12 protein-coding genes are annotated in these 20,356 nt (G+C 41.4%); 10 read left to right on the top strand and 2 right to left on the bottom strand.

Annotated elements, in window-relative coordinates; all coding sequences use genetic code 11:
- Window positions 1-2 precede the first annotated feature (2 nt).
- The 5 genes from H8796_RS05090 (at window position 3) to H8796_RS05070 (ending at window position 6,358) form a co-directional block, all read left to right on the top strand.
- Complete coding sequence (locus H8796_RS05090; RefSeq protein ID WP_074556604.1) at window positions 3-1,724, top strand: RagB/SusD family nutrient uptake outer membrane protein; 1,722 nt, start codon at window positions 3-5, stop codon at window positions 1,722-1,724.
- Between the two features lie 46 nt (window positions 1,725-1,770).
- A complete protein-coding gene (rhaM, locus tag H8796_RS05085) occupies window positions 1,771-2,082 on the top strand; it encodes an L-rhamnose mutarotase (RefSeq protein ID WP_074635802.1) in 312 nt (103 codons plus the stop codon).
- Between the two features lie 27 nt (window positions 2,083-2,109).
- A complete protein-coding gene (locus H8796_RS05080) occupies window positions 2,110-3,594 on the top strand; it encodes an alginate lyase family protein (RefSeq protein WP_117932559.1) in 1,485 nt (494 codons plus the stop codon).
- A 17-nt stretch (window positions 3,595-3,611) separates the two neighbouring features.
- On the top strand, window positions 3,612-4,853 hold the full coding sequence (locus H8796_RS05075; protein ID WP_117932561.1) for a BACON domain-containing protein: 1,242 nt from the start codon (window positions 3,612-3,614) through the stop codon (window positions 4,851-4,853).
- Window positions 4,854-4,924: 71 nt separating this feature from the next.
- Window positions 4,925-6,358, top strand: coding sequence for a sialate O-acetylesterase (locus H8796_RS05070; RefSeq protein WP_032854056.1), 1,434 nt, complete (start codon window positions 4,925-4,927; stop codon window positions 6,356-6,358).
- Window positions 6,359-6,546: 188 nt separating this feature from the next.
- On the opposite strand, the gene H8796_RS05065 is transcribed toward H8796_RS05070, so the two are convergent.
- Together H8796_RS05065 and H8796_RS05060 are read right to left on the bottom strand one after the other, a co-directional pair.
- Entirely contained in the window at window positions 6,547-7,419 is an 873-nt protein-coding gene (locus H8796_RS05065) for an endonuclease/exonuclease/phosphatase family protein (RefSeq protein WP_117932563.1), read from the bottom strand.
- Window positions 7,420-7,440: 21 nt separating this feature from the next.
- Window positions 7,441-11,424: a hybrid sensor histidine kinase/response regulator transcription factor gene (locus tag H8796_RS05060; RefSeq protein ID WP_187343945.1), complete on the bottom strand. Its 3,984-nt coding sequence runs from the start codon at window positions 11,422-11,424 to the stop codon at window positions 7,441-7,443.
- A 156-nt stretch (window positions 11,425-11,580) separates the two neighbouring features.
- Between H8796_RS05060 and H8796_RS05055 the strand changes: the two genes are divergently transcribed.
- The 5 genes from H8796_RS05055 (at window position 11,581) to H8796_RS05035 (ending at window position 20,348) form a co-directional block, all read left to right on the top strand.
- Window positions 11,581-12,627: a glycoside hydrolase family 130 protein gene (locus H8796_RS05055; RefSeq protein ID WP_117932566.1), complete on the top strand. Its 1,047-nt coding sequence runs from the start codon at window positions 11,581-11,583 to the stop codon at window positions 12,625-12,627.
- Between the two features lie 16 nt (window positions 12,628-12,643).
- Window positions 12,644-13,891, top strand: coding sequence for an MFS transporter (locus tag H8796_RS05050; protein ID WP_009001254.1), 1,248 nt, complete (start codon window positions 12,644-12,646; stop codon window positions 13,889-13,891).
- 165 nt (window positions 13,892-14,056) lie between these two features.
- Complete coding sequence (locus H8796_RS05045; protein WP_117932568.1) at window positions 14,057-15,217, top strand: glycoside hydrolase family 130 protein; 1,161 nt, start codon at window positions 14,057-14,059, stop codon at window positions 15,215-15,217.
- Window positions 15,218-15,225: 8 nt separating this feature from the next.
- Window positions 15,226-18,393 carry a TonB-dependent receptor gene (locus tag H8796_RS05040; RefSeq protein WP_074556600.1) on the top strand — a complete coding sequence of 1,056 codons (3,168 nt, stop codon included), beginning with the start codon at window positions 15,226-15,228 and terminating at the stop codon, window positions 18,391-18,393.
- A gap of 14 nt (window positions 18,394-18,407) precedes the next feature.
- Entirely contained in the window at window positions 18,408-20,348 is a 1,941-nt protein-coding gene (locus tag H8796_RS05035) for a RagB/SusD family nutrient uptake outer membrane protein (RefSeq protein ID WP_117932570.1), read from the top strand.
- The last annotated feature ends 8 nt before the right edge of the window (window positions 20,349-20,356 follow it).

Here is a 20,356-nt window from a genome sequence, read left to right as displayed (position 1 = left end):
TTATGAAAACAGTCAATTATATTATGGTAGCGGTTGCCGTGACACTGGGATTCAGCAGCTGTTATGATCTGGATGTGGCTCCGTATGATAAGGTCGCTCAAAATAACTATTGGAAAACGGAAGCCGATGCCAAATCGGGAGTTATGGGGGTATATGCCCAACTGAAGGATTATGGTGCTTATGGCTATATGCCTCTTTTCGACACTTACTCGGATATAGGTCACGGACCGGGCGGACCTGTTGAACAGGGCACATATAACGGTGCGTATGATTTCCTGGTGCAAAATTGGCGGGACACTTATGATGGTGTGCAGCGTGCCAATACCGTTATTAAGAATGTATCGGGTATGTCAATTGACGACCAGGTGAAAAATAACGTCTTGGGAGAAGCTCATTTTCTGCGGGCTTTGTATTATTTCCATTTAGCTGATTTTTTTGGCGGAGTACCTATCTATGATGAGAGTTGGGAAGTCTCCGAATCTTTCAATGAAATGTTGCTGCCTCGTAATTCAAGAGAGGAGGTTTGGAATTTCATTATTAAAGATCTGACTTTTGCTATTGCAAACCTTCCTCTCAAATGGGCGGTCTCCGACTATGGAAGGGCGACAAAGGGAGCGGCTTATGCATTACGTGGAAAAGCATATCTTTATACAAAGAATTGGTCTGAAGCGATTGCCGATTTTGAGGAAATTGTATATAACAAAACCAATCAGTATGGTTATCAATTGTATCCGGATTATCTGACTTTGTTCACTTCGGCAGGACCGGTTCCTAATGATAATGAAACGGTATTTGCCATTCAAAATAAAGGTACTACTGACAATTTGTATGGTATGCCGCTTTGTACTTTGTATGGAACACGCGGCTCTTATGGCGGTGGTCGTGCTACTTGTATGCCGTCGGTAACTTTGGCGGATATGTATGAAGAGAAGGATGGACAGAAGTTTAACTGGAATAATTATATTCCCGGATATAATGAAAGTGATGCAGTGAAGAAAAAAGCGTTTCAGGCAACCTTGAATTCGACCAAACAGAAATTGGAAACAATCCCTGATACCACTCTGTTAGGTGAGATTTACAGAGGAAGAGATCCGAGAATGATGCAGTCATTGATTGTTCCTTACTCTTATTATAATGGCTATATAGTGGGAACAGGGGCTAAAAAGCAATTGTATGCGATTGCGGCAGGTACTACGGTGGCCAATGGTTTTATTCAGAATGACAGAGGCTGGAATGTGTATTTTTACCGGAAGTTTGTTCCGATTGAAGATATGGGTGGTGCTATCACCAATCGTAATTACACTCCTATCAACTTCCCTATCATTCGTTTTGCAGATGTATTATTGATGCTGGCTGAAGCTTATAATGAAGATAACCAATTGGACAAGGCTGTCGCTGAACTGAATAAGGTAAGAAAAAGACAGTCAACGAATATGCCGGCATTAAATAGCGGACCGGTCTGGTTACAGGTTTCAGATAAAGAGGATATGTTCGAGCGTATTATGCACGAGCGGGCTGTGGAACTTGTTGGTGAAGGACATCGTTTCAGTGATTTAAGACGTTGGGGGTTGGCTGTGCAATATCTGAATAATCGTCAGGAGAAAGACTTTACCGGAGAAATTCGCTTTACCCGTAAGTTTACGGAAAGAGATTATCTGTGGCCCATCCCAAGTGAAGAAATTCAGCGGAATCCGGCTCTGAAACCTAATAATCCGGGATGGTAACTTGTCCGTTTTTTGTATGTACTTAGTAAACAAATGGAGGTAAACAATGAAAAGAGAAGCTTTTAAAATGTATTTGAAACCCGGTTTTGAAAAAGAATATCAAAAGCGGCATAGCGAAATATGGCCTGAACTGGTAAAGCTTTTGAAGGCGAACGGAGTGTCCGATTATTCTATATTCTGGGATCAGGAAACGAATGTATTGTATGCTGTGCAGAAGAATGATGGTGCAGGTTCGCAAGATATGGGCGATAATGAAATCGTGAAAAAATGGTGGGACTATATGGCGGATATCATGGCAGTTAATCCGGATAATTCACCTGTCAGTATTCCATTGGAAGAAGTTTTTTATATGGAATAAGAACGTTAACTATTAAACGAAAATAATATGAAATTAGGATATAAACATTCGATCATCCTGACTTTGCTGTTGTTAGCACAGATGCTTATGGCGTGTAATGATAATGCGAAGAATACGGAAATAGCTTTAGTTTCAGATGATGCCGTTAGTATTGGATATGGTGGCGGGGAAGAATTGATTAAGTTTATTTGCTATGATAACTGGACAATTTCATCAGATGTGTCGTGGATAACATTTGGGGGGCCGACAGAGGGTAGCGGCAATGCAATTATAAAGATTCATATAGAGAAAAATACATCTGGAGGGGATCGTACGGGAAAGCTCTCTATTACTTGTGGAGGTAACATAAAGATAATAGAAATCAGACAATCTATAAAAACGATTGATATAGAACATAAACATCCTTCTATCCTTTATACCAAAGAGGAATTATTGAATATAAAACAAATGGTTGAAGGCAACAGTTCGGCAAGTATAACAACGACCTACAACAATCTGATGAAGCGCTGTAACAATGCACTGACTTATACGGCGACTCCTTATACGGGACAAGATCCTACAAAGTTTATTGAAGAGAGTTATGTTCCCGGATCAAACTCCCGCGATCTGGCTTTGGCATACTGGTTTACAGGGGATAAAAAATATGCCCGGAAATCAATTGAAATAATAGAGGCTTGGGCGAAAGCGTGTAAAGACATTAGTTATGTGGCTGATGCGGGCAGTGCTATGTATCTTACCAGAGGTATGTATCCAATGGTTTGTGCTTATGATATGCTGATTTCGGAGAATATCATGAGTGATGAGACAAAGAAGAATATAACAGATTGGTTCCAGGTGCTATATAGGGAAGGGATGATTAGTATCAATTTGTGGGAAGATAACGATTACTTTAATAAGCAATATTACCAGAATCATCTTGTAGCCCATTCAATGGGAATACTGATGCTCGGACTGGTTACAGATGATGATGAATTGGTTCAGTTCGCTATTGATTCTCCTGCAAACCCAAGGGATGTAAAAGAACTGTTAAGCGGCTGTATATTGATGGATGGCGATACTCCGTGCTCAAGAGAAAAAGCAGGTTCGGCTCCTCCTGTGAAGGGGGAAATTTATGATCGTTACCGTCACGACACAGGGCCATTAAAGGGATTGCAATATACGCATCTCACACTCACATTATTGTCTACAACTGCTCGTATGTGCTATAATAACGGGTTGGATTTGTTTGCGTATACAGCTCCGACCGGAGAGAATTTACGTTACTGTTTTGAGTATTACAGTGATTTCTACCGGTCTATGGATTCATGTATAAAGTCAGGATATTATTGTGGTGAAACGGAACGTATGACAAAAGCCGGTGATAATCCGGGTATGTATGAAATGGGGTTGCGATATTATCCGGATAGCGAACCTATCAGGCAATTGATAAACTCGGGTACATTCAACAGAGAGTCGTCATATATGGACTTATTGGGATATACCCGGCTTCTTTCAGCAGAAATTAATGAATAATTCAAAAGCGATAGATTATGAGAAAATATATTTCAGACCATTGGATAAAGTCATTTATGATAATGATAGGCATCGGGCTATTCGGAGTGTCTGCCGGAGTTTTGCAATCATGTGACGATGATGATGAAATACAGAACAAACCGACTCTTTATATCATAACGGAAGATATTGAAGCTCTTAGCACTTATGGGGGAACTATACCGATAGAATTCCTTTGTAATTTGGACTGGCAGGTATCAACAGATGCCGTTTGGATTACTTTGGATGCTAAGGCAGGCAGTCAGAGTGCTACCATAAATGCAAAGGTTACTAAAAATGATGAAGGGGTGGACAGAATGGGTGTGATTAAGATAGTGGCCGGTGAATTGGAAAAAAGATTGAATATTCATCAGAAATATAGAGATACTTCTACGCCACAGTTAAGCATCACTACCAAAAGTCCTATCAAACTGGATTTTGAGGGTGGAAGAAACTCTATATCTTTCGTTTGTAATGTCGGTTGGGAGGCTTCAACCGATGTAGAGTGGATTAGTTTTACCAGCGAAACCGCGGGCTTGGAGGATGGAACCTTGAATTTTGTAGTGGAAAAGAATGGGGGTGATGTGATCCGGGAAGGAAAGATTACTATTACTGCTCAGGGTATCACTAAAAGTGTAGATATTGTTCAGCAAACTGAAGCAATGGGGGGAGTGAACTTATTGGATACTCCTGAAGAAGATTACAGCTTTGAGAGAATTACTACCAACAAATATTGGCCGGCTCTTGGAGAATGGGGTGGATCGGATAGTCAGGGGATTGGTAAATTCGGAGCAAGTGCCACTGCCGTCCGGGTTGCTGCAAACTCGCCTATACCTCATACCGGATCATCTTATTTATTCGTACGTATGCGTGAGAACGAAACTGCCAATTCTTTAGACTGGTTATGGAGAAAGGTGAAAGGGTTGACTCCAGGCAAGTCTTATACATTTTCCTTCTGGTTCAAGACTCCTTCAGCGGCGGAAATGTCTCAGCCGGGAAATATCAGGCTTGGTGCGGTGATTAATGAAACGGACATACCGACATTATCCAATCCATTGGCTCCGGAAGTTACTTTTGGATTTGTTGCGGCTTCCGATGGCGTTTTAAGCAGTTCTGATGAGCATAAGAAAGTTTCTTATACTTTCACTATGCCTGCTGATAAGACAGATGTATATATTGTTTGGAGAAGAAATGGAAATCAACAGCCGTTCCTTGACGATATGAGTTTGGTAATGAATTAACGGATATGAACGAATCTTGGCCCAGGGGTACAATTTTAATGTAATCCTGGGCCAAACTTTATATGAACAATATGAAAAAGCTTCTAAGTATTTTGATTTTATGCTTCTGTTTTTCATCTTTTATACAGGGAAAGATTAAATTACCTGCTATGATGGGAGATCATATGATACTCCAGCAAAATAGTAGCGTTAAACTGTGGGGATGGGCGGATAATAAGAAAGTTACTGTTACTACCTCCTGGAATAATCAGACTTATCAGGTACTAACGGATAAGAACGGAGCCTGGTTGGTTAAGGTGAATACTCCTGGGGCAAGCTATACTCCTTATTTCATTACAATTAGTGATGGAGAGGAGGTTATCCTTTCAGATATATTGATAGGGGAGGTTTGGATTTGTTCCGGTCAATCTAATATGGATATGCGTATGATGGGAAATACGGGACAGCCTATTGATCGTTCATTGGAGACAATTCTGCATGCTGGTAATTATCGTAACCGTATCCGCTTTATTGCTGTTTCAAGAACGAAAGATGTACAGCAACGAACTGATTTTGAAGGGAGAAAATGGGAGGTATCGGCACCGGAAGCGGTCATGACTTGTAGTGCGGTTGCTTATTTCTTTGCAAAACAAGTCACAGAAGTGCTCGATATTCCGGTAGGGCTGGTTATTAGTAGCTGGGGAGGTTCCCGGATAGAATCATGGATGAATGAGAAAACATTAGCTTCTATTGATGGAGTAGACATAGAGGCTGTCAGAAGTTCGAAATTAAAAATGCATCATCGCTTGGAGTGCATGTACGATACCATGTTGTGGCCTGTGAGGAACTTTACCGCACGTGGTTTCCTTTGGTATCAAGGGGAGTCGAATATCTTCAACTATTACTGTTATGCTCCGATGATGACTGCTATGGTTCAGTTATGGAGAGAGGTTTGGGAAGCACCGGATATGCCTTTTTATTATGTCCAGATTGCTCCTCATAAGTATAAAGATAGTCAGGATACGGATGCAGCTTTATTAAGAGAAGCGCAGACAAAAGCTCTTGAAGCGATACCCAATTCCGGTATGGTTTCTACTACCGACATTGGTGATGAGTTTTGTATTCATCCACCTCAAAAAGACATAGTAGGGCTTCGTTTGGCTACTCTGGCTTTAACTAAAACATATAACATTTGTAGACTTCCACCTACTGGGCCGACGATGACGAAAGTCGATTACTTAGAGGGTAAGGCAATTGTCACTTTTGATAATGCTTCTGCCGGATTAACGCCGGCATTCTGTAACTTGGAAGGATTTGAGATTGCAGGAGCTGATAAGAAATTTTATCCGGCTCAAGCACAAATTGTAGATCGTACACCCACAGTGAGAGTTTGGAGTGAACAAGTCAATCAACCGATAGCTGTGCGGTATGCTTTTCGTAACTATGTAGGAAATGTCTTACTGCGTAATACTTTTGGATTAGCTGCATTTCCTTTTCGGACGGATGCGTGGGATGATGTGAAATAAAGAAGATGTTTTGTATTGGATATACAACTTAATGCTTAGAGTCAGCAATCAATTTCTTTTGTATGCTGTTCCGAAAAGTGATTACTTTCAGAAAATATATTCAGGATAATTGATAATATTTTCTTTATGATAGCCCATAAGAAATAAGTTTGATATTATCCTGAATAATATTATCATAATACAGTTTTTTACTTTCTATTAAACCTTAATACTGCCTTTACCGGGAAATGATCCGAAGGAATATGAGATTCATACTTTCCAGTAGTTTCGTTCTTGGTGCGATAAGTATCTGTTAATACACCGTATTTCTCTACAGTAAAATTGGGGGTTACGAAGATATGGTCAATACGGTTCGGAGTATATGTATTCGGATTCCAGCCTGTACATGTCCCATTAGTCGCATATCTCATTTGAGCTACCTCGTAAGAATCTGATAATATTCCGGATTCATGAAGAACCTGATAACTTTCACTGGTTTGGTCTACATTGAAATCACCTGTCAGTATAACGGGATCTTTGCCGCACATTTCCTTAATTTTGCTAATAACCAGTTTGGCACTTTCTCGGCGGGCTACCACTCCGATATGATCCATGTGCAGATTAAAGAACCAGAATTTGAACTTACCGGTTTTGTCTTTGAATTCTCCCCACGTGCAGATGCGGGTATAAGCAGCATCCCATCCTTTATTTGGCTTTGTAGTGTCTTCCGACAACCAGAAGTTGCCGGACTTGAGTAGCTTGAATTTATCTTTCCGATAGAAAATAGGAGCATATTCTCCTTTTGTCTTGCCGTCATCCCGTCCTACACCTATGTAGTTGTACGCAGGCAGAGCGTTGAGCATGTCTTCCAGTTGATTATGTTTCACTTCCTGTGCTCCAAAAATATCGAAGTCATGGAAAGTGATTAACTGGGTAAGTACCGGGCAGCGTTGTTCCCAGCCATTTCCCGCTTTGGCATCGTTGGGATTACTGTTTCGTACGTTGTAGGAGGCTACATTTAGTTGCTGCGCATTCAGTATTGACACACCACAGAGCGCCAATACAATCAAAAGTTTTCTCATTGTCTTCTTATTGTTAAATGGTTATTTAGTATCTTTTTCTTCTGTTTGTTCGCTTCTGTATTCTTTGGGAGATGTATTGTACAATTTCGCAAACTCCCGGTAGAAATAAGACTTGTTCGAGAAGCCTGATTTATACATAATTTCGGTAACGGTGAGCTTAGTTGTTTTTAGCAGGCTAGCGGCATACTCTAAACGAATGGTACGGACAAACTCGCTTGGTGTTTTTTCAGTCAATTCTTTGAGTTTGCGGTACAATCCTGCTTTACTTACTCCTATAAAGTCTGCAAGAGAATCCGGATTCATGGATTCATCGTCGATATTATCTTCAATGAACTTGATAATCTTGTTCAGTAATAATTCATCCTCTTTGTGCATGGTGATCCCATCCCTTACAATAAGAGAGGAACGGCCGGATTTGAAATACTCTTTCATCAGAGAGTATTTATTAATCATATTCTCTACCGCACTCAACACATGTCTTGGATGGAAAGGTTTAGGGATATACAAATCTGTCCCGTGATTATAGGCATTGATCTGGTCTTCAATAGAGTTTTTGGCAGAAATATGAATAACCGGAATATGCGCTGTCCGTTCATTAGACTTCAATATATCTGTCAGTGTAATGCCATCTAGTTTGGGCATTAATACATCACTGATAATGATGTCCGGTTGCTTTTGTTCTACTTCTTTCAGCGCCTCTTCTCCATCGGCAGCTTCGCGAACCTGATAGTAGGGAAGCAGAATATCTTTCAACAGTTCCCGGATATTCTTTTCGTCTTCTACAATCAGTATGGTAATTTCTTTCTGCTTAGGAATGAAAAGCATTTCACTGACCTCTGTCTCTTCTTCTTTAGGCTGACTTTCTTTTTCGGAATTCACGTGCATAGGAGGTAGGGATACATTGAATTCTACATATTCTCCCAAAGTACTTTCTATAGTGATTTCTCCACCTAATAATTCAGTCAGGCTTTTGGTTAGGTTCAGACCCACTCCGGTACTTCCGGCGTGCTTCAGGTTACTGCTCTCGAAAATCTTAAAGCGACTGAATATTTCGCTCGTTTGCTTTTCAGTCAATCCCTTACCAGAGTTGCGTATACGGAAATGTAATGTTCCGGTAGTGGCATTCTGTCTTATTTCAGCCCGGATATATCCTCCGGACGGTGTATACTTGAAGGCGTTAGATAATAAGTTGAATATAATTTTCTCCAGTGCATTCCGGTCTGTAGTAAAAGACGACACTTCTTTACTTTTGAAACTAAAGTCTATTTTATTCTCTTCAGCAATTTCAGTATAGTTGTCTGACACATAATCAACGAGTAGCTGGATATCTACTTTCTCTGCATAGATAGCCGTATGTCCCGATTCTGCTTTCCGAAACTCCATTAGTTCGTTGATGAGTTTCTGCATCCGGTCGGCATTGTTCTTGATGATGTAGATATACCTTTTCGTATAACTGTCAAGGTCTGCTTTTTCCAGCAGATGCTGTGCCGGACCATATATCAGTGTTAGCGGAGTGAAGAACTCATGTGCCACGTTCGTAAAGAAGTTCAACTTCGATTCATGAATACGTTGTTGATTTTGCTTTTCAATATGTTCTAGTAAAATCTGGCGATTCAGTCGGATACGATTCTTGATGACGGACTGTGTTATATAAATAGCAATAGCAATTAAAATAAAATAGATAATAAAGGCAGTAGTACTTAGCCACCAGGGATAGGCGACATCCAGATGAAGAGAGTAGATCTGATTGCTCCATACACGGTCACCATTGGTACATTTTACTTCCAGTTTATATTTCCCCGGAGGTAGTTTGGTGATGACGATATTGGGGTTGTTTTCGTTGTAAATCCATTCATCGGCGAAGTCAATAATCCGATAACTAAATTCGCAGTTCTCGTTGTTGATAAAGTCGTGTGCTGTGAACCCTAATGTAATGTAAGGTTCGTCATAGTCGAGCCGGAGCGTATGATTAAAAATACGCTCGTAAATGTTTTGGCTGGTATTATTAATTTTTAGACTATTCAAACTTAGAGTAGCAATATGGTCCCGTAAACGTATTTTGTTCTCATCGAAATAATTCAGCCCACTGACTCCTCCGAAATACAACCATCCTGCTTTATCCTTAAAAATCGCTCCATCGGAAAATTCATCATTTTGTAATCCGTTTCTGGAAGAATAGTTAGTAATCTTTCCCGAAGATAGATTAATAAAAGAGATACCTTGATTGGTACTTGCCCAGATATTACCGTTTTCATCTTTCAGAATACCGTGAATCGTATTGTTGGGTAGTCCGTTGTGATCCGTATATTCCATAATAGATGGCGGAATGTCTGCCGGAAATAATCGATTGAGGCCGTAACTGGTGCCTATCCAAATGCTGGCAGAATCTCCTTTGGTCAGATAGAGTATATCATTGTTGGTTAGGGATAAAGTAGAGTCTATCTCATGAATTTGTTGGAAGCATTCGGATGCGATATCGAACTTATTGATTCCGCCGCCTCGTGTGCCTAGCCAAAGTTCATTTTCATTATACCCGGCAATGACCGAATAAATGATGTTATTACTTGGTGAGGAAGGTCCGGGAGATTTATATTGTTTCATTTCTGTCACTTTATAACTTTTTCCTTCCCTTTGCAAGGTTAGTTTGATAAGTCCATAGCCGGAAGTGCCTAACCATAATAGTGAGTCGTTATGAGTGAACAGAATGCTGTATACAGCTTTGAAAGTCGGATATTCAGCAGGAATGCTTAACTTCTTTACCTGACTGCTATTAAGTGGAATATAATTGATGCCCGTTCCCTCGGTTCCGATAAATATGTCTCCGGACATATTTTTTCGGATAGTATAGACAGAATTGGAAATCAATCCGTTGCCGGTTGACAGATAAGGTTCGACCTGCCGTTCCTGTTTGTCAAGCAGCAGAATTCCTTCTCCTTTGGTTCCCACGAGTATATTACCATTATCTTCTTCGCAAAAACAACGTACGGGATAATCAGTTTTTACGGTGTGGAATGGAGAACTGTGTTCATAGACTTCCAATACTCCTTGCCCGTCGGTGCCTACCCAGAGTATATTCTGCGAACCGATGTAGATGGTGAAAATGGATGCTTTCGCTGGTAATTGAGGTAATTCCATTGAAGCATTATCTTCCAGATTATACCTGATACATCCCCCTTCGATAAAGCTGATGAGAAGATACTCTTTGTGGCAGATAACTTGCGAAACCGTTTTATTTTCCGGAATATCTATGCTATTCAGTATGCGGTTGTCCAAAGAAACAGTTAATGCCCGGTCATCGTTAATGATAAGATAATCTTGAGAAAGATAAATGCCGGAAATGGAAGCAGGTTGTTTGATTTCTTTTTTGAACGAGAGTTCTGGATTAGAGCTATGGACAGATAGTTGATAATGTAATAATTGTCCATGTCCTGTGAGGAAGAATACTTGGTCTTTGGAATCAATAACGAAATTTTTGATGTCATCAGGAAGATTATTCTTCAATGGAACAAAGTCCTGTTTCCGGTCGTCAAAATAGAATAAACCTTGTTCCTTCACATAGCAGATAATGTATTTGCCGGAAGTGATACCCAGCAGGAATGATTTCTCTTGTTTGGGCGGATTGTTCTGCGTACCTAAATAATAAGGAGTAAATTGCTGTGTGGAACGTTTCCACCGGTTGACACCATAGTCGGTAGATACCCACAAGACAGAGTCATTTTGCTCGATAATTTGCCAGATTACATTATTACTGATAGATCCTGCATTTTTTTTATTATAAGAATAGGTTTTAAAGCTACGTCCGTTGTAGGCATTCAGCCCGTCCCATGTTCCTACCCAGAGAGTATGTTCCGAATCTTCCAGAAAACAATTCACTGAATTATTGGATAACCCGTCTGCATTCGAAATCTGTTTCACTACATTCTGGGAATGTAATAAAACAGGCATCAGGCATGAATAAATAAGGATGCAGATGTAGCGGAAATATGAGTGTTTTCGTAGAATCATGTCGCAAAGATAGAGAGGAAAAATAAGAAAACAAAGATAAAAATATGCTGTACAACACCTGTATACCCTTTTGAGAATATAGTACACCTTTTCCGTTGTTGTGCAGGGTAGCTTTGTCACCAGAAATAAAAACAACACATATTTAATAATCTGAAAATGGATATTGCAAAACGATTTCATCAAAACCCATTGTTGAAACCCTCCGACTTACAACCAGGAATAGAAGGTATGGAAATCACCTGTTTCCTGAATCCCGGCGTGTTCCGTTTCGACGGAAAAATTTGGTTATTACTGCGAGTGGCCGAACGGCCTGTGCAGAAACAGGGAGTTATTAGTTTTCCCGTATATAATAGAGATGGAAAAATAGAAGTGCTCTCTTTCGATGAGAATGACCCGAAACTGGATGCTTCTGATCCTCGTGTGATAGGATATGCAGGGCAGAATTATCTGACTACCATGTCTTATCTCCGACTGGTGTCGAGTGAAGACGGAATTCACTTCAAGGAAGAGCCGGATTATCCTCCTATTTTTGGTAAAGGAGCATTAGAGGCTTTTGGCATTGAAGATTGCCGGGTGGCCACTACTGCCGATGGTTATTATCTTACGTTTACGGAAGTCTCTTCTGTAGCTGTTGGTGTAGGGCTGATTCATACTTATGACTGGAAAAACTATACTCGTTATGGCATGATTTTCCCTCCTCATAATAAAGATTGCGCGCTGTTTGAAGAGAAAGTGAACGGAAAATATCTTGCACTGCATCGTCCGAGTAGCCCAGAGTTGGGTGGCAACTATATTTGGCTTGCCGAATCACCCGACCGACTGCATTGGGGCAACCACTGTTGCATTGCAACTACCCGTCCTGATAGTTGGGACTGTGCCCGCGTGGGTGCAGGAGCGGCACCTATTTGTACAGAGGAAGGGTGGTTGGAAATTTATCATGGTGCGGACTATCAAAACCGTTATTGTCTGGGAGCTCTTCTACTTGATTTAAATGATCCTTCAAAGGTAATTGCCCGAAGTAAAGAACCTATCATGGAGCCTGTTGCTCCTTACGAACAAACCGGATTTTTCGGGAATGTAGTTTTCACCAACGGACATTTGGTAGAGGGAGATAAGATAAGGCTTTATTATGGTGCCAGTGATGAAGTAATCTGTGGGGCGGAGTTGTCTATTGCAGAGATTCTCCGTTCATTAAAGTCGTAATATAAATAAATAGATAATGAATAAACTAAAAAGAGAGTATCAGTTCTTCAAACAGCAAACTTCTAATGTACGGGTCTTGCTGATGACTAATCTTCTTTATGCGCTGGTGCTTCCTGTTGTTGAGATTTTCGTGGGTGCTTATGTGATGCGCCATACCAGTGAACCGGTTTCGGTGGCTTTTTATCAGCTTTTCATGTACATTGGTATCATCACTACCTCATTTGTGAATGGTTTCTTGTTGCGACATGTGAGTGTGAAGATGCTGTATGCAGGAGGGATATTAGTTAGTGGATTGTCGATGTTTGCCATGATGCTGGTAAAGTCATTAGGCTTTGTGGAATTGGGTATAGCTGGATTTGTACTTGGAGCTGCATCGGGCTTCTTCTGGACCAATCGCTATCTGCTGACTCTGAATAACACGACAGATGATAGTCGCAACTACTTCTTCGGGCTGGAGTCTTTTTTCTTTTCCATTACTTCGATTACTGTACCTTTATTGATTGGAGCATTTATCAGTCAGATAGATGGCAGGGAAATAATGGGATGCCTGATTGATATTAATGGAGCCTATCGGTTGGTGACGGTTGGAGTAATCATAGTGACTTTGTTTGCTGTAGCCGTTTTATGGCGTGGTAAGTTCGCCAATCCGGTGCAGAAGAATTTTCTGTATTTCCGGTTTTGCACACTTTGGAAAAAAATGTTGTTGCTGGCTTCCCTGAAAGGAATGGTACAGGGATTTTTGGTGACCGCTCCTGCTATTCTGGTTCTGAAGTTAGTAGGTGATGAAGGCGTACTGGGTTTAATACAGGGAATCAGTGGTACACTGACAGCTGTTTTGGTTTATGTATTGGGACGAATAACCAAACCTGAAGACCGGTCGAAGGTATTTATAGCCGGGCTACTTGTCTTTTTTATCGGTACTCTGTTCAACGGAATCTTGTTTTCAGCCACCGGAGTGATTATCTTTGTCCTCTGTAAGGTGATCTTTCAGCCATTGTTTGACTTGCCTTATTACCCTATTATGATGCAAACCATCGATGCAGTAGTAAAAATCGAAAAAAGAAATGAATATACCTATATTTTAAGCCATGAGTTCGGACTATTTCTGGGACGTGCTTTCGGACTAATACTTTTTATGGTACTCGCATTTGTCATATCACAGGATTTTGCATTGAAGTACGCATTGATCCTAGTGGGAGCTTTGCAGTTGATTGCCTATCCATTAGCCCGGAACATCATCAGACAGAATCAAGCTATTCGCTAATATTTCAAAATCGTTAAATCGTCGTTGCAAACGAATGAATTATTATGTTGTACAGCACCTATATACCCTTTTGAGAATATAGTACACTCAATTTTTGTGGAGTGAGGGTAGTTTTGCTGACAGAAAACAAGGAACGACTGATTCGGAAAAACTAAAAAATGACGTATGATAAAACTAAAATCTGTAATCTATTTAATTAGTATGATGACACTTGCCGGATGCTCGGGTCAGAAGCAAACATCTGCTGTTGTTGAAGAGCAGAACGAACATTGGATAATAGGTCCTTTCGTTCGTCCGGAAGGAGTGAATCCGGTGATTTCTCCACAACCGACTACTTTTCAATGCCCGATGCGCAAGCAGTTGGTAAGATGGGAGGAGAGTGATACTTTCAATCCGGCAGCCACCGTTAAAGATGGAAAGATTGTAGTACTCTATCGGGCAGAAGATAATTCAGCGCAAGGTATAGGAAAGAGAACATCCCGCATTGGCTATGCAGAAAGTACGGATGGAGTGACGATGAAACAATCGGATGCCCCTGTATTATTCCCTTCCGAAGACGACTATAAAGAAATAGAATGGGAAGGAGGTTGCGAAGACCCGCGTGTGGCAATGACGGAGGATGGATTATATGTAATGCTCTATACAGCTTGGAATCGTCATCTCCCCCGTCTGGCAGTTGCTACTTCCACCGACCTGAAGAACTGGACAAAGCATGGACTTGCTTTTGCAAAAGCGTATAACGGACGTTTTGCCAATATAGCGAGCAAATCTGCTTCTATTGTTACCGGGGTGAAGGATGGAAAACTTGTCATTGAGAAAGTGAATGGCAAATATTTTATGTATTGGGGGGAAAATGCCGTATGTGCAGCAACTTCCGACAACCTGACAGATTGGACACCGGTATTGAACGAGAATAATGAATTGAGAGAAATTGCCAAACCCCGCAGCGGCTATTTTGATAGTCGTTTGACAGAGTGTGGTCCTCCTGCCATAAAAACAACAGATGGTATTGTCCTACTGTATAATGGTAAGAACGGATATAAAGAAGAAAGAGATCCGGAATATCCGGCTGGAGCTTATTGTGCAGGGCAGTTTTTGTTCGATACCGATGATCCTTATCAAGTACTGGGTCGTTTGGATAAACCATTCTTTGTGCCTGAGGCTGCTTTTGAGAAGAGTGGTCAATATAAAGACGGAACAGTATTTATAGAAGGATTGGCTTACTTCAAAAATAAACTATATCTCTATTATGGCTGCGCTGATTCGCAGGTTGCAGTAGCGATATGTGATAATAATATGGATTTAAAACTCAAAACACATAACTAATTTAATCTATGAAACATGGTTGTAAAATGAACACGGTTGTCTCAAAGTCGTTCAATGACCGGCTGAAGATAGCTACTGTTTCAGCTTTAATGGCAGGGACGTTCTTGTGTCTACCTTTCACGGTATATGCAGAAAATCCTTTGATATCAGATGTTGAACAGACGGTACGGAATATCTCGGTAAAGGGTGTGGTGGTTGATGCCAATGGAGAACCTGTTATCGGAGCTTCGGTACAGTTGAAGGGGAGTACCGGTATAGGAACGATTACTGATTTGGATGGTAAGTTCACTTTGTCAGTTCCGGCTAACGGAGTGTTGCAAATATCTTATATCGGATATAAAACGGCTGAAGTGAAAGTAAACGGACAAGCCGGATTGAAAGTAACTTTGCAGGAAGATACGGAAACGTTGGATGAAGTGGTAGTAGTAGGTTATGGTATTCAGAAGAAAGCTTCTGTGACTGGATCGGTAGCTGCCATCTCTTCGGATAAGTTGATGGAGGTAAAAGCTCCTAGTGTGACAAATATGCTTGCCGGACGTTTGCCGGGGCTGCGTGCCGTGCAACGTAGTGGTAGTCCTGGCGATGACGGAGCTTCTGTTGATATTCGCGGATATGGAAGTATGTTGGTGATTGTGGATGGTATCGAGCGTGATTATGCCCAACTAGACCCGAATGACATCGAATCAATTTCCATACTGAAGGATGCCGCCGCAGCTGTTTACGGTTTTAAAGGTTCTAATGGAGTTTTATTGGTGACTACTAAAAAAGGAACGGAGCAAAAGGCAAAGATAGAATATAATGGTTACGTAGGTTTTCAGAAAGTGACCCGCTATCCGGAAATGATGAATGCCTATGAGTATGCTTCACTTTACAATGAAGCGATTCATAATGCGAATCCGTGGCGCGGAGCTTCTGCTTACTCGCAGGAGCAGCTGGAAGCTTACCGGAATGGTACGGCAGGTACGGATTGGTGGAATGAAACCATGCGTAGCTCAGCTCCTCAAACTTCACACAACTTGAGCATGACGGGAGGTACGGAGAAGGTGAAATATTATATGTCTATCGGATATATGGATCAGGGCGGCATCATCCGTTCGGGCGACTGGAACTACCAACGTTACAATGTCCGTTCAAACCTAAGTGTAGAAGTTGCTAAAGGGGTGAACGTAGAGTTGCGTTTGAGCGGACGGTTTGATAACCGCAAGAAGCCTTATAACGGCGATAATCTGTTCCGTTCGGCACAAATGGCAATCCCGACTTATTCCATGTATGCCAATGATAATCCGGATTATTGGGGAGCGGTAGGTGATATGGCTAATCCTGTACATGTATCCAGTTCGGATGACAGCGGATATGAAGATCGTCTGCGTCGTGAATTTAACAGCTCATTGGCTATTACCTGGAAACTTCCCTGGGTGAAAGGACTGATGGCAAAAGCATTGGTTGCTTATGATTATACAAATAAGGAATGGAAAACATGGAGGAAGGATTTGTCGGAATATACTTATGATTATGCCAATGAAGAGTATATAGAGAAGGTGATTAATACCGCACATCTGGAATCGAAACTGGAAAATTATGATAAACCGACTTATCAGTTCTCAATGAACTATAATAATACGTTTGCCAAGAAGCACAATATTGGTGCTATGCTGGTATGGGAAATGTATAATGACAAAAGAAGTTGGGTGACCGGAACACGTGATTTTGCTATCGGACTCATTCCTGACTTGGATTATGGAGATAAAACCAATCAGGAAGCCTCCGGTAAAACACAGGAAACGGCACATGCCGGTCTGGTGGGGCGTTTGAATTATGATTTTTCCAATCGCTATCTTGTTGAGTTCAATTTCCGCTACGATGGAACCTATAAATTCCGTGAAGGTAACCGTTGGGGATTTTTTCCAGGTGTGTCTTTAGGGTGGCGTGTTTCCGAAGAGGCCTTTTTCAAGAAACTGTTGCCTGATATGGACAACCTGAAAATCCGTGCTTCGTATGCCAAAGTGGGAGATGAAGGAGACTTCGACGCTTTTCAATATCTGGATGGATATACATCTCATGGGAGCTATATTATGGGCAGCAACGGAGTGACTTCCGGTATGACTACGGTAGGTATGGCCAATCCGTGGCTGACCTGGTATGAATCAAAGATTATGAATATTGGCTTTGAAGCCTCTTATCATAGAGGATTGATTTCCGTAGAATTCGATTGGTTCCGTAGAAACCGTTCGGGACTTCCTGCTACTCGTGTAGGATCATTACCTACTATTTTCGGAGAATCAATGCCGCAGGAGAATCTGAATTCTGATATTAATACGGGATTTGAGATCGTAGTTGGACATAAGAACCGGATTGGTAACTTCAATTATAATGTGTCGGCTAATTTCTCTACTACCCGGATTAAGTATGATTATGTAGAGAGAGCTGCTTCTACCAATATGTATGATGATTGGCGTAATAACACGAACGGTCGTTATAAAGATATTCGTTGGGGAAAGAAAGTTATCGGACAGTTCTCCAGTTTCGAGGAAATCTTGAATTCACCGGTTCAGGATAAAGACGGTAACCGTTCATTAATGCCAGGTGATCTGAAATTTGAAGACTATAATGGGGATGGCATTATTGATGATAACGATACGCAGCCACTCGGACATGGTGCTACTCCACGTATGTATTATGGATTGAATATGTCCGGAGAATATAAAGGATTCGACCTGACGGTATTCTTTCAGGGGGCGGCAGGTCATGATATTTATGTCAGTGGGGATATTCTGGACCCATTTATCCAGCAGGGTTTGGGTAATGGACTGGCCATCATGACCGACCGTTGGCATCGGGAAGACCCGACCGATCCTTATAGTAAGTGGATTTCCGGGTATATGCCTGCCGCTCGTGTAGCGGGTGTTGCGGATAATCGTTCCGGTAATTCATGGTCACTGCACAATGCAAGTTATCTGCGTCTGAAAACATTGGAGCTAGGGTACACACTACCTAAAGCATTGACGAAGAAAGCAGCTATCGACCGTGTGCGTTTTTACATCAACTGCAACAATCTGCTGACTTTCACTAATCGTGATGGATTGATGAAGAATGTTGACCCGGAAAGCAACTCTAGCGGAGTGCGCTATTACCCGCAAATGAAGACATATAACTTTGGTGTGAATGTAACCTTCTAAAATCTATAAAGACAATGAATAGAAATTATTTGAAATATATATGGATAGCCGGAGTATCTATCCTCGGATTGACGGGATGTGATGATTACCTGAATCGTGAAAGTACCAGTGGGGTTAACACTCCGGATCTAATTTGGCAGAATCCGAAAGCAATTACAGCCGTTTTGGCGGATATGTATGATTCCGGATTAAAGCTGGATGAGTTTGATGATTGGTATGGAAGCAAGAAAGCGAATTTGGCGAATCAGACCAGTCTTTCGGATGAGGCTACGGCCAGTTATCAGAAAGAGAGTGCATTTGATAAATCAAATTCTACTTATTCTTATGGCGATTATGTATTTAATGACGATATGGTGACTCGTTATAAACAAATCCGTATCGTAAATAACTTCCTGCTGAATATCGAAAAGACTTCAGTGCTGAGTGAGGATGAAAAAGAAGAGATTGGAGCAGAAGCTCGCTTTATCCGTGCAATGCAGTATTTTGGGTTGGTGAAACGTTACGGAGGTGTGCCTTTGCAAACTATTCCTCAAGAATACACCGCCGGAAATACGCAAGCGCTGTATCAGGCTCGTGATACGGAAGCAGCTACGTATGATTTTATAATCAATGAGTGTAAAGCCGTCTATGGATCATTGCCGGAAGTGCGCAACAGCGATGCCAAATATCGGGCCAATCGTGGGGCGGTATTGGCTTTGTGGTCTCGTGCAGCATTGTATGCCGGCACTATTGCCAAATACTCTAAAACACTTACCTTGACGGGGGAAGCCGTTTCCAAAGGCTATGTTTATATTCCAGAGACAGAAGCGGAGCGTTACTTTGACGAATGTTATACAGCTTCATCAAAGATTTTGGATGAGATGGTTCCTCGTGTATATAGCTTGTACAAGTCGACAAGTACGGATCCGGAAGAGCTGGCACAGAACTTTTATAATCTTTTTTCTAAGACAGTGAACGGAGATAATGGAGAGTATATTTTTCAGAAACAGTATAATGTAGCTGCCGGAAAAGGGCATATGTGGGATAAACTGAACGTTCCTTTCTCATATCGTGGTGATGGTTGGGGATGTGGTATGTCTCCGGTTCTGGAAATGGTTGAGGAATTTGAATATATCGACGGCACAGAAGGTAAACTAAAAATGAAGGATAGCGGTGGAAAGGCGATTAGCTACGACAGTCCGTATGACATCTTTAAAAATAAAGATCCTCGTTTATTAGGTTCCGTTTACTTGCCTGGCGCTGATTATAAAGGATATGGCGGTGGTAAAATAGAGTGGATGCGCGGAGTAATCAACGGACAGGATGGAATAGGAACCAAATATGAAGCTTCCGCTCAACCGGATAAGGAGAATAAGGTAGTTATCGACGGACAGACTTACAATACTTCCGGGAAAGACGGTGGTTCATTAAGTGTAGGTGACGCCAGCAAAACAGGTTTCTATCAGCGTAAGTTTTTGGACGAAAGTCTGACGGATTATACGGATATTGATGCAAAACGTTCTTCTACCCCTTGGGTTGTGTTCCGTCTGGCAGAAATCTACCTGAATCGTGCAGAGGCTTGTATGGAGTTGAATCAGCATTTGGATGTGGCTTTGAAAGATATCAATGAGATTCGTGGCAGGGCAGGTATCAAACTGTTGACTGCCGGTGATTTGACTCTTGACAAGGTTCGCCATGAACGAAAAGTGGAACTTGCTTTTGAGAAGCATCGTTACTGGGATTTGAAACGTTGGCGTCTGGCCCATTTGGATGTCAGCAAAGGTGGCTTGACTAATTTCCGTGGTACAGCTCTTTGTCCATATTACAATGTTAAGAGTGGAAAATACACATTTGAAACTGGGGTACCTGAAAAGAGAAAACGTCTTTTCCTCGAAAAGAACTATTATACGGTTTTCCGTGCGGAAGATTTGAGTACAAATCCGTTGATGACGCAGAATCCGGGTTACGGCAACTGATATGTTCA

This window comes from Bacteroides sp. M10, assembly GCF_014334015.1.
GTDB classification, from domain to species: Bacteria; Bacteroidota; Bacteroidia; order Bacteroidales; family Bacteroidaceae; genus Bacteroides; species Bacteroides intestinigallinarum.
The sequence above is the reverse complement of the archived record's forward strand: the minus strand, read 5'-3'. Positions and strand labels throughout refer to the sequence as shown.